This window comes from Corynebacterium sp. USCH3 (genome assembly GCF_037619475.1).
GTDB lineage: Bacteria > Actinomycetota > Actinomycetes > Mycobacteriales > Mycobacteriaceae > Corynebacterium.
In genome coordinates, this window is the sequence record NZ_JAQPZT010000003.1 from 379,708 (window position 1) to 403,171 (window position 23,464).

At 61.3% G+C, this 23,464-nt stretch carries 17 protein-coding genes and 1 tRNA gene; 11 read left to right on the forward strand and 7 right to left on the reverse strand.

What is annotated here, in order from left to right; translation table 11 throughout:
- Positions 1 to 113: 113 nt before the first annotated feature.
- The gene (locus tag PQI66_RS07940) at positions 114 to 1,190 is read left to right on the forward strand and encodes a YlbL family protein (protein ID WP_339997685.1); all 1,077 of its coding nucleotides are present in this window, start codon (positions 114 to 116) and stop codon (positions 1,188 to 1,190) included.
- A 13-nt stretch (positions 1,191 to 1,203) separates the two neighbouring features.
- Here the strand turns inward: PQI66_RS07940 and PQI66_RS07945 are convergent, their stop codons facing one another.
- Positions 1,204 to 1,746, reverse strand: a complete 543-nt coding sequence (locus PQI66_RS07945; protein WP_339997299.1) for a PPA1309 family protein — start codon at positions 1,744 to 1,746, stop codon at positions 1,204 to 1,206.
- A gap of 161 nt (positions 1,747 to 1,907) precedes the next feature.
- Between PQI66_RS07945 and PQI66_RS07950 the strand changes: the two genes are divergently transcribed.
- From PQI66_RS07950 to PQI66_RS07980, 7 genes are all read left to right on the forward strand, one after another.
- Complete coding sequence (locus PQI66_RS07950) at positions 1,908 to 4,985, forward strand: UPF0182 family protein (RefSeq protein WP_339997301.1); 3,078 nt, start codon at positions 1,908 to 1,910, stop codon at positions 4,983 to 4,985.
- Positions 4,986 to 5,152: 167 nt separating this feature from the next.
- Positions 5,153 to 5,226: transfer RNA gene (locus PQI66_RS07955), tRNA-Met, on the forward strand.
- 570 nt (positions 5,227 to 5,796) lie between these two features.
- Complete coding sequence (locus PQI66_RS07960; RefSeq protein ID WP_339997302.1) at positions 5,797 to 7,530, forward strand: type I restriction-modification system subunit M; 1,734 nt, start codon at positions 5,797 to 5,799, stop codon at positions 7,528 to 7,530.
- Positions 7,527 to 8,720, forward strand: a complete 1,194-nt coding sequence (locus tag PQI66_RS07965) for a restriction endonuclease subunit S (protein ID WP_339997303.1) — start codon at positions 7,527 to 7,529, stop codon at positions 8,718 to 8,720. The genes PQI66_RS07960 and PQI66_RS07965 overlap by 4 nt, the downstream gene beginning before the upstream one ends.
- Positions 8,717 to 11,878, forward strand: a complete 3,162-nt coding sequence (locus PQI66_RS07970; RefSeq protein WP_339997304.1) for a type I restriction endonuclease subunit R — start codon at positions 8,717 to 8,719, stop codon at positions 11,876 to 11,878. The genes PQI66_RS07965 and PQI66_RS07970 overlap by 4 nt, the downstream gene beginning before the upstream one ends.
- A gap of 293 nt (positions 11,879 to 12,171) precedes the next feature.
- Positions 12,172 to 13,035, forward strand: coding sequence for a YwqG family protein (locus tag PQI66_RS07975; protein WP_339997306.1), 864 nt, complete (start codon positions 12,172 to 12,174; stop codon positions 13,033 to 13,035).
- A gap of 143 nt (positions 13,036 to 13,178) precedes the next feature.
- A complete protein-coding gene (locus tag PQI66_RS07980; RefSeq protein ID WP_339997308.1) occupies positions 13,179 to 13,862 on the forward strand; it encodes a DUF6308 family protein in 684 nt (227 codons plus the stop codon).
- A gap of 94 nt (positions 13,863 to 13,956) precedes the next feature.
- Here PQI66_RS07980 and PQI66_RS07985 read toward each other — a convergent pair whose 3' ends face one another.
- The 5 genes from PQI66_RS07985 to PQI66_RS08005 all read right to left on the reverse strand — a co-directional run bounded on the left by PQI66_RS07985 (position 13,957) and on the right by PQI66_RS08005 (position 19,590).
- Positions 13,957 to 15,666 carry a hypothetical protein gene (locus tag PQI66_RS07985; protein ID WP_339997309.1) on the reverse strand — a complete coding sequence of 570 codons (1,710 nt, stop codon included), beginning with the start codon at positions 15,664 to 15,666 and terminating at the stop codon, positions 13,957 to 13,959.
- Positions 15,667 to 15,816: 150 nt separating this feature from the next.
- Positions 15,817 to 17,226, reverse strand: a complete 1,410-nt coding sequence (locus PQI66_RS07990; RefSeq protein ID WP_339997311.1) for an alpha/beta hydrolase — start codon at positions 17,224 to 17,226, stop codon at positions 15,817 to 15,819.
- A gap of 223 nt (positions 17,227 to 17,449) precedes the next feature.
- Positions 17,450 to 17,905, reverse strand: a complete 456-nt coding sequence (locus PQI66_RS07995; RefSeq protein ID WP_339997312.1) for a hypothetical protein — start codon at positions 17,903 to 17,905, stop codon at positions 17,450 to 17,452.
- A gap of 65 nt (positions 17,906 to 17,970) precedes the next feature.
- Complete coding sequence (locus tag PQI66_RS08000; RefSeq protein WP_339997313.1) at positions 17,971 to 18,879, reverse strand: hypothetical protein; 909 nt, start codon at positions 18,877 to 18,879, stop codon at positions 17,971 to 17,973.
- Between the two features lie 90 nt (positions 18,880 to 18,969).
- On the reverse strand, positions 18,970 to 19,590 hold the full coding sequence (locus PQI66_RS08005) for an SOS response-associated peptidase family protein (RefSeq protein WP_339997314.1): 621 nt from the start codon (positions 19,588 to 19,590) through the stop codon (positions 18,970 to 18,972).
- A 236-nt stretch (positions 19,591 to 19,826) separates the two neighbouring features.
- Here PQI66_RS08005 and PQI66_RS08010 point away from each other — a divergent pair, with 236 nt between their 5' ends.
- The gene (locus tag PQI66_RS08010; RefSeq protein WP_339997315.1) at positions 19,827 to 20,381 is read left to right on the forward strand and encodes an antirestriction protein ArdA; all 555 of its coding nucleotides are present in this window, start codon (positions 19,827 to 19,829) and stop codon (positions 20,379 to 20,381) included.
- A gap of 246 nt (positions 20,382 to 20,627) precedes the next feature.
- On the opposite strand, the gene PQI66_RS08015 is transcribed toward PQI66_RS08010, so the two are convergent.
- Positions 20,628 to 20,879, reverse strand: a complete 252-nt coding sequence (locus tag PQI66_RS08015) for a helix-turn-helix transcriptional regulator (RefSeq protein ID WP_339997317.1) — start codon at positions 20,877 to 20,879, stop codon at positions 20,628 to 20,630.
- A 225-nt stretch (positions 20,880 to 21,104) separates the two neighbouring features.
- On the opposite strand from PQI66_RS08015, the gene PQI66_RS08020 reads away from it, so the two are divergent.
- Together PQI66_RS08020 and PQI66_RS08025 are read left to right on the forward strand one after the other, a co-directional pair.
- Positions 21,105 to 22,289, forward strand: coding sequence for a hypothetical protein (locus PQI66_RS08020; RefSeq protein ID WP_339997319.1), 1,185 nt, complete (start codon positions 21,105 to 21,107; stop codon positions 22,287 to 22,289).
- Positions 22,290 to 22,346: 57 nt separating this feature from the next.
- A complete protein-coding gene (locus PQI66_RS08025) occupies positions 22,347 to 23,453 on the forward strand; it encodes a hypothetical protein (protein WP_339997320.1) in 1,107 nt (368 codons plus the stop codon).
- Positions 23,454 to 23,464 lie beyond the last annotated feature (11 nt).

The window sequence follows — 23,464 nt, forward strand, 5'->3', positions numbered from 1 at the left end:
CCCCTATCCCACCCCACAGAGACACCACCGGCACCACCGGCACCACCGTCCCGTCCGCGGCGACGTCCGGTGGACGACGTCGGTTCCGGACGGTCGTCGTCGGACTTCTCCCGGTGGTCGCCCTCGTCGCCCTGCTCGCGGTGCCGACGATCCCCGGGACCGACGTGAACCTGACCGTCCCGTTCGCGGCGGAGGGGGAGGGGCCGACGTACGACACCCTCGGCGAGGTCAACGGCACACCGGTGGTCGACATCAGCGGCACCGACGCCGAACTGGACGAGTCGCTGGCGGAGTCGGACGGCCACCTGAACATGACCACCGTGGCGGTACGGACGAAACTGAGCCTCGCCGAGACCATGAAGCGGTGGCTGGGCAGCGACGACACCATCGTCCCCGTCGAGCAGGTCATCCCGTCCAACTCCACCCCGGAGGAGGTGGCGCGCCGGAACGCGGCGGCGTTCGCGGCCTCGGAGTCGAATGCGACGGTTGCGGCGATGGGCTACCTCGACCGTCCGTTGGAGACCACCGTCTACGAGATCGCCGACGACGCGCCCGCCGCCGGGGTGCTGCGCGAGAACGACGTCATCACCGCGGTGGACGACACGGAGGTGACGCTGCCGGCCGAGGTCGCGGACGCCGTCGCCGAGCATTCCCCGGGGGACGACGTCGAGCTGACGCTGCGCCGGGGGCAGGAGGAGGTCACCGAGTCCGTCACCCTCGGTGAGGTGCCGGAGGAACTCCGGTCGGACGCGGCCTCGGGGGCGGCGGAGGACGCCGGCGAATCCGACCGTGCCTACCTCGGGGTCACGATGGTCGCCCAGCCTGCCGGGGACCTCAAGGTCCGCTACAACCTCAAGGACATCGGCGGACCGAGTGCCGGGCTGATGTTCTCCCTCGCCGTCGTCGACAAGCTGTCACCGGGTGAGATCAGCGGCGGCAAGTTCGTCGCCGGCACCGGCACGATCTCCGCGGACGGGTCCGTGGGGCCGATCGGCGGGATCACCCACAAGATCGCTGCCGCCCAGCACGCCGGCGCCGAGGTGTTCCTCGTCCCGTCCGGGAACTGCAGCGAGGCGACGGGACGCTCCTACGACGGCGACATCGACCTGCTCTCCGTCGACTCGCTCGACGGTGCGGTGGATGCGCTGGACGCCTACAACAACGGCGGGGACGCGCCCACCTGTGGTTGATCGGTAACTGACCTCAGTCCTCGAAGGTGAACCGCAGCATCGAGGTGACCCCCGGGGCGATCTCCGCGCCCTCCAGGCCGCCGAGCAGCTCGACCTTGTCCTCGGCGAACGGGTCGGCGGCGAGATCCTCCTCGTCCGGGCGCAGCTGGAGCAGCGTGCGGTCGGGGCCGCCGTCGATCACGCCGGTGAAGATCCGCGCCTGCCGGGGGACGGCCTCCGGGTCGGCGGAGTTGCGGAACATGATCTCCTGGGCGAGGACCGCGCCCACGACGACCTCGGGCCACCGGACCGTGGCGATGTACTCGCCGAGTTCGTCGGATCCGGGCCGGATGTGGTCGGGGAGGTCGTCCTGCACCACCAGGGACAGTGGAGGGGTCTCGGTGCCGTCGGTGCCGTCGGTCTCTCCGGCCGCGATGACGTCCTGGACGAGTTCGGTCGGTACCAGGGCAAACAGGGTGGCGGGACGGTCCCAGCCTTCCGCGTGCACGAAGTCGACGGCTTCGCGGAGGGCGGCGTTGAGCGGACGGATGTCGCTCGTCTGGTTACTGGCGTTCATCTTGGGAGGACCTCACGGTGACGGCGGACAGGTGCGGACAGTAGTCTAGACGCAGACAGTTTTGTCGTCGGAATCCGACAACCCGTGCCTCTGGTGCCATTCCCGCCGGACTCAGGGGTCGGTCCGACTCTCATGACCGACAGCAGGAGAGAACTGAACCCTTGAGCATCCCGGAGATCCCCAAACCAGGACGCAGATCCAAGATCCTCGGCGCCGTCGCCGTCGTGATCGCTCTGCTCTTTTTCCTTGTCCCGGTCCTGGTCTCGAACTACACGGAACTGCAGTGGTTCCGGTCGATCGACTTCCAGGCCATTTTCCTCAGCGTTCTCGTGACCCGGGTGATCTTGTTCATCGTGTTCGGGCTCGTGGCCGCCGTCATCGTCTGGGGTGCGTGCTTCGCCGCGTTCCGGGCCGCACCCAAAGAATCCGACTTCCCCGACGTCTCGCAGATCGGGCTCGGCGGTGACGATTCACCGCTCGTGGTGAACCGGGCGGACATCCGGAAGGCGATCCGTCCCTTCCTCGTCATCGTCCCGCTGATCGCCGGCGTCATCACCGGAATGATCGCCCAGGGAAACTGGCGGACCGTCCGGCTGTTCCTCTCCGGAGGTGACTTCGGCATCCAGGACCCGCAGTTCCAGATGGACCTGGGGTTCTACGCCTTCACGCTGCCGTTGCTGACGTTCGTTCTGGGCACGGTCTCGGTCCTGGTGATCGTCGCGTTCCTGGTGAACCTGCTGGCACACTACCTGCTGGGCACGATCAGCACCGGAAACCCCCGCGTGGGCGAGAAGGCGCGGATCGGTGCCCCGGCACGTCGTCAGCTGGTGATCATCGCCGGTATCTGGATGCTGCTCAAGGCCGTCGACTACTGGTTCCAGCGTTATGCGCTGCTGAACAACCAGCACGAGACGTTCACCGGTGGTTCCTACACCGACATCAACGCGATCCTGCCGGCGAAGATCCTTCTGCTCGTCGTCTCCCTGTTCGTCGCCGCGATGTTCTTCAGCTCGATCCTGCTGAAGGACCTGCGCATCCCGGCACTGGCCGTGGCACTCATGGTCGTGGCGAACCTCGCCATCGGTGTGGGGTGGCCGGCGGTGATGGAGCAGTTCTCCGTCAACCCGAACCGTGCGGAGAAGGAGCGGGAGTACATCGCCCGCAACATCGAGTCCACACGTCAGGCCTACGGCATCGAGACCCGGTCCGACAGTGCCCGCGAGGACTACGAGAACCCCGAGGGGCAGGTCACCTACGAGCGGAACTGGGGCGGTCAGACCTCCGGTGACGCCAGTGAGCGCCGTTCGATCGCCGACGACGACGCCACCTTGTCCAACATCCGCCTGCTGGACCCGGACGTGCTGTCGCCGACCTTCACCCAGCAGCAGCAGCTGCGCAACTTCTACGGCTTCCCCGACGAACTCTCCGTCGACCGCTACGAGGTCGACGGCGAGATGCGGGACTTCGTCGTCGCCGCGCGCGAGATCGACCCCAACGCCCTGTCGGGCAACCAGACGGACTGGATCAACCAGCACACCGTGTACACCCACGGCAACGGTTTCATCGCCGCGCCGGCCAACACGGTGGACGAGGTCGCCCAGGACGCGGCCTCGGCGCGTGGTGGTTACCCGATCTACACCGTCGCCGACCTGCAGAACATGGAGTCTGACACGCAGACCGGTGAGCTCGACGTGGAGATGGAGCAGCCGCGCATCTACTTCGGCCCGGTGATCGCCGGGGCAGACGCGGCGAACGCCGACTACGCCATCGTCGGTGACGACGGCTCGGGCACCCCCCGGGAGTACGACACGGACAACTCCGAGTACACCTACACCGGCGACGGTGGTGTCGACGTCTCCAACATCTTCTCCCGGGCCATGTACGCGGCGAAGTTCCAGGAGATGAACATCCTGCTGTCGGACGTCATCGGCGACGACTCGAAGATCCTCTACGACCGTGACCCGCGTGAGCGTGTCCACAAGGTCGCCCCCTGGCTGACGACGGACTCGAAGACCTACCCCGTGGTCATCGACGGCCGGATCAAGTGGGTCGTCGACGGGTACACCACCCTGGAGAATCTGCCGTACTCGGAGCGCACGCAGCTCGACTCCGCCACGGAGGACGCACTCACCGAGGATCCGGCGTCGCAGCAGCGGGCCGTCACCAACGACGTCAGCTACATCCGCAACTCCGTCAAGGCCGTGGTCGACGGCTACGACGGGACCGTCGACCTCTTCGAGTTCGACGAGGAGGACCCGGTCCTCAAGGCGTGGGAGGGTGTCTTCCCCGATGTCGTGAAGCCGAAGGAGGAGATCAGCGACGAGCTGATGGAGCACCTGCGGTACCCGGAGGACCTGTTCAAGGTGCAGCGTGAGCTGATCGCGAAGTACCACGTGGACGATCCGGGAACGTTCTTCACCAACGACGCCTTCTGGTCGGTCCCGGGCGACCCGACCGCCCCGGAGGGCGGTCAGGAGCTCAACCAGCCGCCGTACCACGTGGTGGCCACGGACCCGGAAACCAACCGTCCGAGTTTCCAGCTGATCACCCCGTTCCGTGGTCTGCGCCGTGAGTTCCTCGCCGCACACATGACGGTGAGCTCCGATCCGGAGACCTACGGCCGGATCTTCGTCCGCCAGTTGCCGACGAACACGCAGACCCAGGGGCCGAAGCAGGCGCAGGACACGATGATGTCCTCCGACGAGATCGCGCGTGAGCGCACTCTGCTGGAGGGCACCAACACCCTGACGAACGGCAACCTGCTGACCCTGCCGGTCGGCGACGGACAGATCCTCTACGTCGAGCCGGTGTACTCGCAGCGTGCCGACCAGGAGTCCGCGTTCCCGAAGCTGCTGCGCGTGCTGGTGAGCTACAACGGTTCGGTCGGCTACGCGCCGACCGTCGGTGAAGCCCTCGAGCAGGTCGGTATCGACCCGGACGCGGTGACGGAGATCGCCGAGTCCGGTGGCGAGGCCGCCGACGAGAATGCCGCCGCGGCAGGCGGGGACGACTCGGACGACGACTCCACGTCGACGTCCACCCCGTCCTCGTCGCCCTCGTCGTCGGCAGCGGAGACACCGGACAGTGGTTCCGCCGGTGGCAGCGAGCCGACGGAAGGCCAGTTGTCCGCCATCCGCGAGGCCATGGACCGGGTCAACGACGCCCGGGAGAACGGCACCTTCGAGGAGTTCGGTCGGGCACTGGACGACCTGGACGCCGCCGTGCAGGACGCCCAGTAGGCCGGTAGGGACGACACCGCACCACAGTTCGGCGCACCGGGAGCGAAAAGCCCCGGCGCGCTGCTCTTTTACCGGAACGTCGCCGCCGATTTCACATTTGTCGGTGACTGGGTTACGCTATGGGAGTCGCTGACACGGAGAACAAGTTCTCCGGGACAGTTACCCGTCGCGGGGTGGAGCAGCTCGGTAGCTCGCTGGGCTCATAACCCAGAGGTCGTAGGTTCGAATCCTGCCCCCGCTACTAGGAAAGACCCTCTCACCAGGCCTAACGGCCACGGTGGGAGGGTCTTTTTTCATCCGTATCCCGACCGATACTCTCGTACGTACTCTCCGAGAGGATCTGATACGGAAGTTTGTTTGTCACGTTCCCGTCGGGTTCCGCTCTGGTGTCTGACGACACCGACCGGCCTTGGCTCACTGTTATTTCTAGGTGCTAAGCAAAATGGCGACTCTCTAGTGAGTAGGGCGGGGTAGTGGTTGACGGTCACCCCTCCGACGCTCAACTACTTCCCCGACTCTCCGGCACCGAGAGTCGGGGAGGGCTTGTCATGTCGTGGTGAGGGAGACGCGATTGCGTTATGCCCCCTCCCAGGCGGTTCTGTCTCGGTCGACGGCCGAGAGTGGGCGGCCGGAATGTGGTCATGGAGCGGTGGCTTGCTGTTTCGCCAGCATCGCCTCCTTGAGAACCTGCTGAACGTACATGTCCGAAGCTACGACCACACGTGACACGGCCAGACCACCTGCCCACCGGTCGCTCGTAGGGCAAGTACGATCACCTATGTCGTACCGCTCAACTGAGGCAGGAATGTGAATGAGTAATCTCGGACCCTTCGTCTGGTCGATCGCTGACCAACTCCGTGGTGTGTACAAGCCGCATCAATACGGCAGCATCGTCCTGCCGTTCACCATCCTGCGCCGCCTCGACGCGCTCATGGCATCCAGGCGAGACCTGATGCGGTCAACGGCGGCCCTTCACACTGGTGGGGTCCTCGACGCGCAGATGCGTCGGGCGACGGGCCTGTCGTTCTACAACACAAGCCAGTACGACTTCAACCGGCTGCTCGACGACCCGGACCAGCTTCGAGAGAATCTCATCGAGTACGTCACGAGCTTCTCGTCCAACATTGACGTCTTCGAACAGTTCGGCTTCGAGCAGGTCATCAACACCCTCGATGACAACAACCGCCTCTACCTCGTCGTCGAGAAGTTCGCCGGTGTCAACCTGCACCCCAATGCGATCTCCAATGCTGAGATGGGCGAGCTGTACGAGCACCTCATTTACAAGTTCGCTGAGGCATCCAACGAGGAGGCCGGGGAGCACTACACACCTCGTGACGCGATACGCCTGATGGTCGACCTGCTCTTCGCCGAGGAGCAGGAGTCGCTGACCGGTGAGGGCGTCGTTCGCACCGTCTACGACCCCACAGCCGGCACCGGTGGCATGCTCTCAGTTGCGGAGGAGCGACTGCATGAGCGCAATCCCAGCGCTCGACTGACTCTCTACGGTCAGGAGATCAATGGCCAGTCCTACGCGATCTGCAAGTCGGACATGATCTCCAAGGGCCAGGACATCGGAAATATCCGCAAGGGCGACACTCTCATCAGGGATGAGTTCTCCCGCCGCACCTTTGACTTCTGCCTTTCCAACCCGCCCTACGGAGTCGACTGGAAGGCCGCTGCGGAGTCGGTGAAGCAGGAGCACCGGGAAGGTCGGCTTGGTCGGTTCAATGCTGGTCTACCGCCTGTCAGCGACGGGCAGATGCTGTTCCTGCAACACCTGGTGTCAAAGATGCGTCCTGCGCACGAGGGCGGTGGCCGAGCTGGCATTGTCCTCAATGGCTCACCTCTGTTCACCGGTGCTGCCGAGTCGGGTCCCAGCAAGATCCGCCAGTGGCTGCTCGAGGAAGACCTCGTGGATGCCATCATTGCGCTGCCGACCGACATGTTCTTCAACACCGGCATCGCCACCTACGTGTGGATCCTTGACAACGACAAGCAGCCCGAACGACGCGGCAATGTGCAACTCATCGATGCCAGTGGCAAGTGGACGAAGATGCGCAAGGGCATGGGCTCCAAGCGTCGCGAGATCCCTGTCGCCCAGCGCGATGAGATCGTGGGCATCTACGATGCCCACGAGGATGGCGAGCATTCGAAGATCCTGCCCACCAGTGAGTTCGGCTATTGGACGATCACCGTCGAACGGCCGTTGCTGGATGACGACGGCGAGGTCGTGCGAGACCGTAAGGGCAACCCCAAGCCGGATACCAAGAAGCGTGATACCGAGAACGTGCCGTTCACCTACGGCGGTAACACCGAGGGCGCAGACGGCAAGGACGCGACGATCGCGGCGTACTTCGACGCTGAGGTGGCACCGCATGTGCCCGATGCCTGGATCGATCATAAGAAGACCAAGGTTGGCTACGAGATCCCGTTCACTCGGATCTTCTACACGTACGTACCGCCACGTCCACTCGAAGAGATCGACAAGGACCTCAAGGCGAAGGTCGCCAAGATCATGACGCTGCTAAAGGCGGTGGAGGCATGACGTCTTCTGGCCGAACGGCAACTCGATGGCCTGAGCTGGCTCTTCGTAGGATCGGAAAAATCGTGAACGGAGGAACCCCGCGTGCCGAAGGAGAGTTCTGGGACGGGGGTATTCCCTTTATTACTCCTCCCGATCTTCGACCAGTGCTTGGTGCGACTGTATTTGATACCGAGCGGACACTGTCGGCTGCAGGAGTCCGTGCCGGCTCAAGTGTAGTGCCGGCCGGTAGTGTTATTTTGTCTATTCGTGCTCCTATCGGATACGTGGCGCGTACATCAAGCGATTCCGCCTTCAATCAGGGCTGTCGAGCAATTGTTCCGACAGTCGACCATGACTCACGATTCCTGACTTACGCTCTAATGGGGTCTAGTGACTTCCTAAACTCAATTGGCAGGGGGACCACATTCATGGAGGTATCGTCGGCGCAGCTTTCGGAGGTGCGTCTCCCCGCTCCGCCCCTCGATGATCAGCGGGCTATTGCTGACTATCTAGACCGTGAGACGCAGAAGATCGACAAGCTGATCACCGAGCAGCGTGATCTCATTGAAACGCTGAGGGAACGACGGAAATCCGTGATAGACCAGGGTGCCGAAGAGTCTGTTGCCGAAAGAATCCGGCTGCGTTATCTGTTTTTTCCAGCGGAAGTTCGAAATCAGCATGGCGAGCAGGTGCTATCTGTCTATCGGGACTATGGTGTAATCCCGAAGGGTTCGCGTGAAGATAATTACAATGTTACTCCTGAGGACGTCTCACGGTACCTCCTTGTTCGTCCAGGTGACCTCGTTGTCAACCGCATGAAGGCTTGGCAGGGCTCACTCGGAATATCCCAGCATCGAGGAATTGTCAGCGGCGATTATGAGGTTCTACGGCCGACAACGGAGCGGTTGCACCCTATGTTCGCGCACCTATATTTGAGAAGTGCTCGAATGGTTGGACAATATGTTGTCCGTTCGACAGGAATTCGCCCGTCGCAATGGCGTATGTACTGGAAACAGATGGGCGATATAGCGATACCAGTCCCGCCCATTCGAAAGCAGCAGGAAATCGTATCGTTCGTAAGCGAGCAGATCTCCCGCATTGATGAGCTGATCTCCGAGTCCGAGGAGCTCATTGATCTGTCTCAAGAGCGCCGTGCGGCGCTTATCACGGCAGCGGTGACCGGACAGATTGACGTAAGGGAGGAAGCATGAGTGGTCAGCACAAGGAGATCGAGTTCGAGCGCGAGCTCGCCGAGTACCTCGAAGCACACGGGTGGCTGTACTCGAAAAACGACGACCTCTACGACGTCGAGCGCGCACTTGTGCCTGAGGACGTCTTCTCGTGGCTCCAGGAAACACAGCCCCAGGCATTCGAGAAGTTCGTCAAGCCAGGCTCTCCGGACGAGGCGAAGCGTCGACGCATGCTGCTCGACCGCCTCGTCACAAGCCTGGACAAGCCGATGACCGATCGCGAGGGCGCTCTGCGCACCTTGCGCAAGGGCTTCAACGTCGCAGGACTCGGTGCCGGGTCGGCGAAGTTCGACATGATGCAGGCCAGGCCCGAGACTTCCCTGAATCCGACAACGCAGGCAAAGTACGAGGCGAACCGTCTGCGCGTGATGCGGCAGGTCCACTACGGTGACGGGAACAAGTCCATTGACCTGGTGTTCTTCCTCAACGGAGTCCCCGTTGCAACAGCAGAGGTCAAGACCGAGAACACCCAGACCGTCGAGAACGCCAAGCAGCAGTACCGTGAGCGCATCATCCAGCCCAAGGGCAAGAAGCCCTTCGCGCTGCTCGGCAACGGCACTAGGGCCCTGGTGCACTTCGCCGTGTCCGAGGACCAGGTCTGGATGACCACGAAGCTCGACGGGGCCAAGACACGCTTCCTGCCATTCAACCGTGGCACAGAAGACGGTGGGGAAGGCAACCCGCTGAACCCGAACGGGCAGAGGACCGCCTATTTCTGGGAGCAGGTACTTCAGCGTGATGCGTGGCTGGCGATCCTTTCCCGCTTCATCTGGATCTCTGAGTCCCGGACCCGCGATAACACCGGTCGGCAGAAGCGCTCGTACACGCTGATCTTTCCTCGTTTTCACCAGTGGGACGTCGTCGAGAAGCTCGAACGAGCAGTTACCGCCCCTGAGTCCGACAAGCGCTTCCTCATCCAACACTCGGCCGGGTCGGGCAAGACCAACTCGATTGCCTGGCTGGCCCACCGCCTGGCACGCCTGCAGGTCAACAACGAGAAGATCTTCGATACGGTCATCGTCGTCACCGACCGCAACGTGCTGGATGCGCAGCTGCAGGAGGCGATCAAGCAGATCGATGCGGACAACCAGTCGATCGTCGCCACCATCGACGACAAGGCGATCCGAGAGTACGCCAACCTTAGCGAAGGGAACACGGCGTCGAAGTCCGGAGCGCTCGGTCACGCCATTGAGTCGGGCAAGCTCATTGTGGTCGTCACCATCCAGACGTTCCCGTTCATCCTCGACAAGATTCAGAACGCCTCCGAGCTCAAGGCGAAGAAGTTCGCCATCATTGCCGATGAGGCGCACTCCTCACAGTCGGGTAATACCGCAGCACAGCTCAAGAGTGTGCTCACAGCAGAACAGCAAGAAGAGCTCGACGAAACCGGTGAAGTCGAGGTTGATGCCGAGCAGATGATGATCAACAGGATGCTCAGCCACGAAATGGCGGCCAGGGCCTCTCACGAGGGTATCTCGTTCTTCGCATTCACTGCGACGCCGAAAAAGAAGACTCTTGAATTGTTCGGGCACCGTGACAGCGACGAGGGCGAACCCCGGCCGTTCCACTTGTACTCGATGAAGCAGGCGATCGAGGAGGGGTTCATCCTCGACGTGCTGCGTGGCTACCGCACCTACAAGATGTACTTCGATCTGGGGGAGAAGGTCGAAGGTTCATTGAACGTCGAGGTCGATGAGACCAAGGCGAAGAAGGAGGTGATGCAGTGGGTGAAGGTCAATCCGACAACGATCGCGCAGAAGGCAGCGATCATCGTCGAGCACTTCCGCGAGAACGTCGCGCACCTGCTCGATGGCTCGGCTAAAGCCATGGTCGTCTCTCCCAACCGCCTTGGTGCCGTGCGCTACAAGCGCGAGATGGACCGGTACATCAAGTCGAGGGGACTCGGCTATGGAACCCTCGTCGCCTTCTCCGGGACTGTCGAGGACGCGGACACCAGTGCTGAGCTCGGGCTGGAGAGCCTGACTGAAGCGACGATGAACCCTGGTACCCGTGATCTGCGTCAGGAGTTCAAGAGTGATCAGTACCGTGTGATGATCGTGGCCAACAAGTTCCAGACCGGCTTCGATCAGCCGCTGCTGTGCGCGATGTATGTCGACAAGAAGCTCTCCGGCATCACCGCCGTGCAGACCCTCTCCCGACTGAATCGGACGCACACGACAGCGAAGGGGACGAAGAAGACCGCAGCGATGACGCAGGTCGTTGACTTCGTCAACGAGCCTGCGGAGATCCAGGAATCGTTCGAGCCCTACTTCAATGACGCGCACGTTGATGAGGTAACGGACCCGAATCTCATCTGGGACATCGTGTCGAAGCTCGACGGTGCTGATATCTACGAAGCCGACGAGGTCGAGGGCGTCGCAACAGTGTTCGTGACAGAGGGAACCGGGACGGGATCCAAAGTCAACGGCAAGATCGCCAAAGGCCTGGGGCCGGCGAAGAAGAGGTTCCGGGATCGGTGGAAGCATGCGCAGTTGACCGAGGATCGCATCGAGCTCAATGAGCTCGAGCTCTTTCGCAAGAACACCACCTCGTTCCTGAACTTCTACGATTTCATGACCCAGGTCGTCGACTACGGGCACACCGACCTGGCGAAGAAGGCAATCTACCTGCGCCTACTCGCGCCGCATCTAAGAGATACGGAGATCTCCGAGACCATCGACCTCACCGATGTCGAGCTCACCCGCCTTCAACTCGTTGGGGAGCAGCCTGTCGACATCGACATTTCCGCCGGGGGAGTCGTCACGGGGACAACCGCCGTGGCAAGTGGTGAGCCACGTGATCCGAAGATGGTTGCGCTTCTTGAGGTCGTCCGTGAGCTCTCGACGATGCTGGGCGAGTCCGAGGAGACCACGCACGGTGCGGTGGCTACGATCCTCTCCAAGCTCAGCGAGGACGAGACCCTGGTGCAGCAGGCGAAGTCGAACAGTGAATCACAGTTCGAGGAGAGCCCGGACCTCCAGGCGAGTACCGACGAGGCTGTTCTCGGTGCTGGCGACGTCCTGAGTCGGGTCAGCGAGGTCATCTTCGCGGGCAATGCGGATGCGGAACGTGCGAGGCAGCTCATCGCACGTGCTTTCTATCGGTCGCAGGCCGCGTGAACTCGATTCCAGACGAACCAACGTAACTTCTGTACGGCCCTACGTGTAGGTTCACCCGTCGTCGTGATCCGTCCCCGAGCTTACGGGGACAGGATTAGGGTGACGGGCTGCTCAACTCGGCCGCGGGGGATCCGGTTGTAGTCCCTAGAGCACGGTCAGGCCTCACTCTGCCGGCGTTTCGCTGACTACCGGGCGTCATCATCACCGGTAGTGTTGCGGAATCATCGGCGGTGCTGCACACCCACTCGGCTACGGCGGTCTGTGACCGCCCCATCACCTGTACCCTGAAGCGCATGTTTGACTCACTGGAGCAGGCCCGAGAGGCTGCCACGGAATTCATCGCTGACGAACACCTCGACGAGGCCATGAAGGTTCTCCGCCCCGGGATCGGATTGCGCCCGACGGCCCCGGATAGTCCGTCGGTGGTTGGAGGCAGCCGACTGGGTGGGGAGCCCGACCTGCCTGGGGGAATCGACTGGCCACGGCCAGAACTAGGCTCACTGCCCTACGCGTTCATCTGCCAGATCGACTGCACAGAGGCACACGCCCTGGGCGAGTTGGCCGCTGATCTCCCCGATCACGGACGTATCCTTGTCTTCTACGACGTGCAGCTCGGTGAGGACGGCGATGCGGCCCGTGCGGCACACGTGCTGTGGGACGATACTGCCGCTGACCAGTTGCATACAGCGACGATGCCGGACGATCTGGCGGAGGCCGCGGCACACGGCACCGGCGGAGGCGATGGATACCCGCCAGACTGCTACCATTCCGAGGCTCGCCCGCTGACGCTGTTCCGTGGTGTCACTCCACCCGGTAATGATGATCCAGTGCTGGACGCTTTCATGGAGAGCCCTGTCAGTGACGGATGGGAGGACGAGTTCGGTATGTTCGCGATGGAGTGCGGCGTGTTCATCACCCCTGACTGGCGCCACCACCAACTCCTCGGCGCACCCCAACAGGAACAGTACAATCCCCGCGAGGACATGGAGCTGCAACCCGATGACACGGTTTGCGACTGGCGACTGCTCCTCCAGCTCAGCCTCCCAGACTGGCAAGCCGAGGACTTCGGCGAAGGGTCCGTGTACTTCCTCATCCGGACCGATGATCTCGCGCATCGCAGGTTCGACCGGGTGCAGGCGGTCTACCAGCAGACGTAGCTCGTGGCGGTCTGACGAATCATCGTTGGGCGTATTCCAGCGCGAGACGGTGGGGATGAGGTGGGTCGGGCAGGCGACCGAGTTCTCGGTATAGTGAGCGAAACTTCGTCCGGCACCACGAAAACCGAGAGCCACGCTGAAAAATGAACATCCCAGAACCGTTGGCATCCGGCGACCTCACAGCCGCCATCAGCCTCGTTGGCGCGTACTACGCCGCCCGCTTCGATGATTTTCCTAGCCGGGCCGATAACCCGCCGTACTTCAGTGGAGCCTTCTTCGACGACTGCTCACCGGCCCCGGCGCACAATAATGAGTTCACCGAGGCCGATGTTCTGGCACTGTCCATGTTGAGCATCCGCATAGACCGTTTCCACACCGCGGAGGTGCTGTACTACCGTCGCGAACAGTTGTCTGAACTGCTGGCAGAGATCGGTCCGGACCGGAAGTTGGCGAAGGAACCTGGTCCATTGCCGGACGACTGGCCGGTCCGAAAGCTGGAGCAGGCGCTGCGGGACATCAAGGGCGTCGGCAAAGTGACCGCCACCAAGCTCATCGCCCGCAAGCGTCCCAAGCTGTTCCCGATCTTCGACAGTGTGGTGAAGGCGAGTCTCGCGCCGGAGGCGGTTTTTCTCGACACCGTCCATGCCGAGATGTCGACCAACAAGGGCCTCCGGGACAAGCTCGGTGATATACGGTCAGCGGTCGTCCTCCCTAGCACCATCAGTGACCTTCGCATCCTCGACGTCGTCGCGTGGATGAATGTCAAGCGTCCGAAGTGGACGAGCTACCAGGCACCGTCCGGGAAGCGGGGCTTCATCGTCCAGTAGTCACCAGAGGGCAGAAAGGGCAAGAGCAGAGCTTCTTCCCCAGCTCGACATCACGATACTCAGCCCTGTCAGCTCCGAACTTGACACGCCAGCATTAGTCCTCCGCGATCGTATACCTGATTCTGTTGCTAGGAACACGGATTGAATGTAACTTCCGATCACCCTGCACGACCGGCTCAGCGACATACTCGGGATCCTCGATATGAACGTCCGTATATCCCAGTTGAACGAGCGTTTCGCCTACCCACGTCGCGAGGGGAATCCGGATTGAGAAGGATACTTCGGGTACGGCAGTCTCCTCATCGACGACAACGACGAGGACCTTATCGTCGGCGATCGTACCGACCAGCGACTCACCATCGAGCAACCCTATCGACTGTTCCCATGACCGAAGCTGCTCGTCTATTACCTCAGCAGAAGGAAAAACTAGCCGATCAGAAGTATAATTCTGGAGTTCAACAAGAAGTCGCGCCACATGGAGTTGCAGCTCAATGCTGCTCGTACGCTCTTCATCGTCAGCGATCGGCAGATGAATGCAAGCACCTAGATTTGCAGGAGTGTGCTTGCGGCTCGTACGAAGGGAGTATGGACTCCGGAAGTTCGCTACGAACTCAAGACCATCACGAACGGCCGCTACGGGCTTGCCGAAAAACTTCTTCGTCGTAAGTGTGATACTAGTACTTTGCTCAGCTTGATTGAATAGTATGGCCAGGGACAAGACACCATTACTTTCGTTAAATACTGCCCGACTTCCGAGAGCCCCCTGACTTCGTCCTATCCGTTCGGCATCCACCGCACCTATCACCTGTTCATTTGAATCAAGTATCTCCAGGTGGAGGTCCCGATTGTCACCCAGGTCATGGGAGGGCGACGGAAGTATACTGATCGACGCCGAATCAAAATTTCCTCCGAGCCCGCCAGGGGCATCAAGCGTGCCTTCGAACGACGCTGGCGGGCTGGAAAATGGCGTCCCGAAATCGAGAAATTCTCTAACGTCGCTATCGAGTTTACTTCCGGTCTTCGCAGTAATTCTTCCATTAATTGTGATCGGGCACTGATTGACCGATTCTGCGCAACGAGCAATTACTTCGATAGCTTGCCAGCTATCGCTCTCCCTGTCTGACTGACCTACACTTAATACCAAGTTCGGCCGCTTAGGAAATTCGGGAAGGTCGCCGTGCCCGAAATGAAAATCGTATAGATAGTGAGGATCATGCTCTAGAACCGATAGGGACCTCTGCACTCGTTCAGAAATCTCTTGCGGTGACAGCTTATCAGTCGGTATATTGTCAAGCCATGTGCAGTTATATACTGCAACCATTGCCTGCTGTATCTTTGTTGCCCCCTGCCTAAGGTAGTAATCCACCACGTCGTCGTACTTTGCCGCCAACTGCTCAACAACGGTCAGGCCATCCCATACTGCGTCTACATTATAATTAGCCAACAACGTCTCGCGAAACCAAGTATATTCTTCAGGTGTAGGGTCCAGGGGAAGAACGAGCCTCCACCGAGTTACATTAAGTCCCGCCCAACGATCATCTCGCTTGTCTGGGTGCATAATCTTCTCCAAGGAAGACTTTATTTTAGATTTCTGACCGCTATCAAGAGGGCTTGTATAGTTTTTAACTTGATATACTACATCGCCGCCGTTAGGACCCACCCCCCTATCCAGAATATCGATGCCACCATCCCCCTGCGAGGGTCGTATTCTAATTGATTCTGTATGCTCGCGATTAATCATCATAGCGATCACCGCTTCAAGGTCATCGCCATTGTATCGGTCCCAGCTAATGCGTCCGTTCATACAATTATCTCCTCCCATACAGACCGGAGCAGAGCTTAAGCTCAGCCATGCGCCCTGCTCTTACCTACAAATCCTGATAGATAGAAGATATCAGACTGTGCAAATGCCATGAGTGGGGCGTTGCTGAACAAATCCCCACCAGCCTGTTGCCTACCTACCCCTAACCACTGTGTCGTCCTGATCGGCAAGTTCCTGCTCCACAGCGTCGAAGACCGGCAGCAGTGACGACACAGGCGTCGACCCCTCGGCTCCTGCTCCCGGGTTGCCTTCCAGGTAGTCCGCCTTCGCCGCCTCCGTCTGGGCGCGGGCCTTGCTCTCGTTGAACCCGAGTCCCTTCGCGATGACCGGCCAGGACTCGAACATGTCGTCCTGCCAGTAGGCCCACTGATGCGTGCCGGTATTGCGCATGTTGTAGACCAGGTTGTTCGACGCCTCGCTGATGCCCAGGTCATCGGTCGTTGACTTCAGCAGGTGCGTGCACACGTTGCTCCCTGCCTCGATGGCCAGCCCGTCGGTCATCGGGGTGATCATGCCGAATACGTTGCCGTTCAACACGTCGCCGGAGGATACGTCATGGTCACCGAGCAGTCCGGCGGCAGAGGAGACGTAGATGTTGTGCTGGTCGGCCAGCTTGTCGGCGTTGACCAGGGCATCATTCTCACGCGCCACGGCCCCGTCGGGATCGCCCCACATCTGGTTGAAGGTCGCCGGCCCCCGGTCCAGGATCAGCTGGGTCGCCTGCGAGAATTCACCGGAGGTCGCAGCACAGCCAGAGTACGATCCGACCGCGTCGTAGAAGCCGGGGTACTTCTCGGCGTAGACCAGGGAAGTGGAACCGGTCATGGACATGCCGATGATCGCCCGTGTGCCACTGGCAGTGTCGAGGTGATCTTCCATAGGCCCGGGCAGTTCCTGGGTCAGGAAGGTCTCCCACATCTGCTTGGTGCCGACACCGTGGTTGTCGGTGTCCAGGGCTGCGTTCTCCTGCTGCCAGTCGGTGTAGTACGAGATCCGTCCGGCCATCGGGATGACCACGTTCACGTCCTGGGTACGGGTACCGTAGAAGTCGATCGCGGTGGTCTGTTTGAGCCAGTTGGCGCTACCTTCGCCGCCGTCGGCGCCGTTGAGCAGGTAGATCGTCGGAGCGTCGGGGTTCTTCGCCCGGATCGTGACCACCGGGATCTCCCGGCCACCCATCGCCTGAGAGGTGACCTTCAGCTCCTCCATGCGGGTGTAGCGGTCCCCAGCGGACCAGGAGGTGCCTTCGTCCTCGTTCGCACCGTCCTCGGCCTGGTAGACCGAGTCACGCCACCCTGCGTTGTTCTCATCGATGTAGCCGTCGGCTTCGGCCTCAGCGCGAGTATCGAATGGTCCGTGGATCGCCGCAGTCCCGCTGTACTGTGATCCCGGCACCGCAGACTTCTCCCCGGAATTCGGTGCGGCCACCGGCTGTGCTTCACCGCCGAACGCGGGTCCAGCGCCGATCACGCTGATGACGGACAGGGGCAGGGCAGCGGCCATGGCGGCGGCAGCCACACGCGGGTGGGCGCGACGGGTCATGGGAATCCTCGAATAACGTCAGTGATGCCGTGGCGGCGGCACGGAGCTCCGCCACCGACGAGTCTGTTTCCCCAGGATACTAACAGAAGAAGTATAGTTAGTGTCACTGCCGTTTGCGATCGTTTCTCGGTGACTGGCTACCCGGCCGTTCCAGTGGCTTTTGAGTGCCTACGGTAGTCGTCGATAAAGGGGCGAGGGCCTATCCGACCTCGGCGGGAACACTTTAGTCGCGGGTCTCCCGCGACGACCTGCTGCGCAGCGGCGGCGCTTCGGCCTGAGTCACGAGATCACTCTTGTCGATGATGAATAGGCTGAGTCGAAGCCACCACACACTTCTCCCGAACCGGAGGACGAGGAGCACGAGGGCGTAGGTGACCATACTGAATGCTAAGTGTGGCTGGTGTTCGTCCAGAGCCATCGCGAGTACCGGCAGCACCGCGCAAGCCAAGCTCGACAGTATGATCGACGTCCAGTTTCTCTTGAGTTCGTCGTGGTACGTCTCCCGCATGGTGGTCAGTAGAGAGTTGGAGCTCTGGTAGGTCATGGTGCATGCGAAAGTTGATGCGGCCAGTGCCAATCCCGCGAGCGTCCCCACACCCCCGTAGATCTCCAGCCGTGTTCCTCCAGCATCCGGGACGAGGTCACCTCCCCAAAAGAACCACAGGATGACTGCGGCCACAGGGGCGAGTTGATCAAAGATAGGGTGGTTGACGAGGGCGTCCCGCAATCGTCTTCGCATGCTGCTCACCCCTGTTCGATAGCTTTCACCTTGGCGTTTAGCTCAGAGGATACCGAAGCCAGCCCCCTAAGCAGGTCAGTGAAGACCCGTCGCTCAGCATCTTCCAGGTGCAGATCGAACTTCGCCGCCATCTTATGGGCCACGAGCCAGAGTTCCTCAGTGAGCTCGTCATCAATGATCGCTTCGGCTGTAGCGTTGGAACCTTCCGGTACGGTCCTGGACAAGTCGTTGCGGACCAGGCCGAGCAGCTTCGCAGCTGCTCGACTTCCCCTGGACTGCTTCGGCAGCTTGATACTGATCTCGACCTCGACATCCTGCCCGACAGCGTCTGCGATCCTGTCCGCGAAGGCGGCAGGTCCCGTGCCTCCATCTACGGGCGTGAACAAGTCACGCTGAGTTGAGAACTTGGTGGCGAACTTGACCAGGCCTTTCGCCTCTTTCAGTCGCTCAGTCTGGCCCTTGTCGAAATAGGGTTCCACCTTCCATCGTTCGTCGTCACGCCCCGGAAAGTACTCGCTGAGGAAGGGGAGAACTGCGCTGGCTGGCGGAGCATTCCTGCCACCAGACGCAAAGAAAAAGACATGGTGTGTGTCGGAGAAGAGTACGGCGCTAGAGTCAGCGAGCTTGCGCGCAGAGGCATCATTCGACATGACGTCGGTGATGGACGACGCATCCTCGTTGATCTCAGTCCTGAACGACCCGTCTACGGGTCTATGCATCCCGAGCAGGTAATGACCATCCTGTTCCACGGGGTCGTAGTAGATCTCACCGATTTTTCGTTCTGCCAGGCTGTTGTCCTCCGCAATGTCACGGAGTTCCTTGTCCCACCTGCGGGCGCTAAGGCGCTGATATGAGCCGTCCGATTGGAGCTTTGCCTCGAACACCTTAGCGACCTTTGTCTCGCTCCTGGCCACGGGTCCTCCTTCTTCAGGCGACTAGTATCACCTACGATACAACGGCTTACTTCGCCATCAGTAGGACGGGGTCTTCGGTAATGCGACTGATTACCGTCCGTCGACGAACTCCATCGACCGGCTCAGCTCCTCCGATGCCGACAGTGCCTCAGCTAGCAGTTCCCCGTCACCGACGTTGCTCGGGTCCAGCCAGTCGTCGTGAAGTTCCCGTGGCAGCACCAGTGGCATCCTCGGGTGCACCGTCGCCGCCTGCTCCACGGCATCACGGGTGACCAGGGCGTAGGTCAGCATTGGCTCGTCGTCCCGGTGCGCCAGCGTCATGATCGACGCGATGCCGAATGCCTCCCCGCCCGGCAGTGCGAACTTCCGCCCCTTCTCCACGTACCAGGTGGCCGGTGCCAGCGCCCGATGTTCACGGAACGGTGTCTTCCACACACGTGAGCTGAGCAACTTGTCGTCCCTCGCGTTGAACGCGGAGAATTGTGCTGGTTCGTTGCCGACGTGAATCCACCACCAGGCTAGGTTCAGCTCGCGGTGGCCGTCCTCGTCGGAGGTGATCAGCGGGTTCAAGTTCAGCGCCTTCTTCCCGGTGATCTTCGCGTTGCCGCCCCGTTCCTTCTGCCACCGTTCGAGGGCATTCCTCGTCTCACGTTCGTCGAGAGGTTCCAGGCCATAGGTGGACAATGGATCGAGACCGTAGGAGGCGCACATAAGACCAGCGTAGCCCGTGGGAGACCGTCTTGATGGAGGTCGGCCCCGCGAGGAGCAGGGGGGATGCTCGACTCAAACGGGACCTAGCCGCTGGGGGGATGCGGCTGTCGCCAGTATCGCACAGGTCATCCACGCGGCGGGGTGGAACCGTGTTCCGTAAGTCGACAGAACCGGCAGGGGCCGGTTCCGGGGGATGTAGCGCCAGTCAAATACCCAGTAGACCAGGAGGTCTAATGATGTCTATTCGAAGCACGCACCGAGACACTACGCCGAAAGCGTGGATTGGCTGCCTGACCTGCTATAACGAAGGTGTCCTCAACGGTCACTGGTATGACGCTGTCGATGCCGGCGACGTCACACCCAAGGACCTGCACCACGGTCGAGAGACCAGTCATGAAGAGCTGTGGGTCTTCGACCACGAGAACATCCCCGTCCGCGACGAGATGGACCAGGTCACCGCCGCCGGGTGGGGCAACGTCCTGTCCCAGGTCGACGACGACCTGGAGCGCGAGGCCCTGTGTGCCTGGGTTGAGTCCGGCGACTACATCGTCGACGGGGAGACCGACTACCCGTCGTTGCTGTTCTTCCGGGACGCCTACCAGGGCCATTGGGTCGACTTTGACGAGTTCGCCCGGAGCCTCGCAGCCGACATGGGCCTGCTCGACGATGTCCCGGAGCACATCGCCAGGTACTTCGGCTGGGAGTCCTGGATCAGCGATCTACGGTTCGACTACCGCGAGGAGACGACCCCGGTCGACAGATACGGGGTGTTCGTCTTCCGGGCGGTGTGATTCTCGACCCCGTTTGTGCATGATATTCGCACCGATATTCCGGTGCGTTTTCACCCCCGCGAACGACGCCTTTTGTTCGATGTCTATTGCTACCAGATGGACCACCCCCGTGTCAATTCCGGGAGCGCAAACGCACCCTGACCAGCTAGTGTCCTCGGTGTTGCCACGTCCTGCGAACTGAGGAGCATACCGATGAAACACATCAGCATTGTCCCGAGATTCTCGACGCGAAAGGTGCGTCGATTCTCAGAGCCGCTTCTGCGCGTCCCCGGAGTTGGTCGTTCGTTGCTGTTCCTCGAGTTCGACGAGGCGGAACAGCTCCGAGGCGCGGACACCCAACGCGTCGGCCATCCGCAGTAAGACATCGACCGTCAGGCTCGTGCTTCCCTGTTCAACCCGGATAATGCCGCGCTTGTTGACCCGCACAGCGTCAGCGAGCTGGGCCTGCGTCAGTCCACGCTTACGCCGCAGTGCGGCGATGGTTGCTCCGAGACTCACGCGTCGGCGCTCCTGTCGCCGCAGCTGCTCCGCAGAAAGTAGCTCGGGCGACTGTGGCACGACGACCATTTTGCCTCACGGTCGCCGGTACTGAAAGACGACACGGAGCACACCCACCGTGGGGAGTTTTCCTCACAGGTTTTGCGGCAACTTTGTGGTGCAATTACTGTCACACCAAACGAACCTATCAGAATCACCCACTACGCACGAAGAGCGAGCATTCTCATGGCTTCAATTGACCTTTATCAAGACCTTGACCTCGACCGTTCCAAGTCACCGTCCGAGCTGTCCGCCGAGCTGGACGACCGGCTCCGGGGCGTCTCCTGGGAGGACAAGGCCACTCACGAGCAACTGACCGTGGCTCGGAAGATCCTCGGTGAACCCACCAAGCGCACCATGTACGACCAGCGCCTTGACGATCCCAGCGCCAGCATTGACATCGACAACCTGCGTGGTTTGGCTAACCAGGAGGTCGCAGCACCCAAGACATCGACCATGACCGCCGCAATGGCAGTCGAGAAGGTCAAGGGCTTCTACGCCACCGACCGGAAGCCGAAGCTCGCTGGCACTGCCATAGCTGCAGTCGCGGTGCTGGGCCTCCTAGGTGCTGGGGTTGCTTCGTGCGGTAGCGACGAAGAGACCAGTGCAGACGGCACGACAACAAGCTCGTCATCCGGCAAAGCCACTGACCAGGATCTCGAGGACGCCTCTGAGAAGAACTTCAGCAGTTACGACTTTATGGAACTCGGTGATGAGATGAAGATCATCACGGGGAAGAAGTACACCTACGACGACGGTCGCGAGGAGCGGGTCGACGGCGGGGAGTACGGGATGTCGGTGGACAACTTTCGCATGGTCGACGAAGTCGAGCCTGGCGATCCAGATGCCCCTTCCGACCACCCCGATTCGCAGCCAGTGAAGATCGGGACCTACGCCTGCGCCGACATCACCAGGCGCATCATCGAGCCCAACGAGAGTGTGAACGAGCAGTACACGAGGCTAGACGACGAGGAAGAGTTCAAACTCCAGATCTCGTCATTCCCAAACCTGGAAGTCATCGTCAACCCCGTGATCGAGGGAAAGAAGCATGATGGCCGACTGGGTAGACAGGGCGATAACCACCCGATCGAAGTTCCCCCAGGGTCCACGGCACAGATCGAGAACGACGGCCGGAGAACCGCCGAAACCACTGACACCGGCGAAACGTCACAACTCGACTACGGCCAGAAGACCGAGACCACCGGTTACTGCTGGGCTGTGACCGGGCCCCGTGCGAACAAGGCGAACAACGGCGAGGTCGATGAGCCCTCTGACATCACCGGGTACACCATCTTCGGTGTGCCGACCGGAAAAGACGTGGACACGGAGCCAGCGCCAGAGGACAAGCGCGGCTGGCTGCTACCGCACTGACGCCCCCGACTGCCTCACGCCCACCGACCTACTTCAACAGCAACAGAAGGCACCACCATGCGCAGAATCATCACCAGCCGCACGCTCACGGCCTTGTCCGCCGTGACCCTGGCCGCGTCACTCGCGGCCTGCGGTTCCGACAACACCGGCACCGACTCTGACACAACCCCAACCGCCAGTGCGACGACCGGGGACAACGTGGCCTCAACCGAAGACCAAAACGCCGAGGTCTTCGAGCTGTACAACGAAGCGCTAGACAACCTCGACACAGACCGCTTCACCAGCGACGATGTCACGCTGTACGACGGGACCGGAGAGTTCGAGTACACCGTGACCGACATCAACGGCGATGATCTTCCGGAGATGCTCGTTTCCGCTGTCGGGGAGACCTTCAGCAACGCCAAGGTCTTCACCGTCGACGCCGCGGGGCTGGTGGAGACCGATCAACTTTTCGCTGATGGGGCTGCTACCGGCGGTGGGGGTCGCGCAGAGTTCCATACCAGTGCTGAGCACGACGGAGTGTTCAAAACCTTGGGCCGTAGCGGCAACGGGCAGTACGCCACGACGCGCTGGACGCTGGAGGGCGACGAGATGGTCGAGGGTGACGACAAATGGGACTACAGGATCGACCGGAAGCCCGCTGACCTGGAAGAAGAGCAGATTGAGGTCGAGTGGACCCCGGTGGAAGACCGCTCCCTCCTCGGTGGTGACGTCGCCTCGGACACAGAGGACCAGGGCAACGGCCCGAACCCGGAGCCGCCGTCGCCGGCCAACGACGATGCCGACCAAGCTCCGGCCGACGCAGGCAGTAGCCTGCCGCAGGATGATTTCGCCTTGCCGGAGCAGACCGGAACGACCTGCGGCACAGTCGACGGCGTGCGGGTGGTCGCAGGTAGCGCCACGAGCTGCGGGTTCGCGATGAACGTCGCCCAGCAAGCACTGCAGCCGGGCAGTTGGGGGCCGGGTATCGCTCCTGACGCGACGGTCACCGCCCCGTGGGGGAGTACGACAGTCACAGCATCCAGCCCCACCACCGGGGAGAGCTACACGCTGGACTGCACCTCGGGAACAGACCATGCCCGTGCGAGCTGCACCGGCGGGAACAACGCTCAGGTCACGTTCGAGAAGTCAGCCGAGGGCGGGCTGATGTACTTGCTCGGCTAGCAGAGCTACAC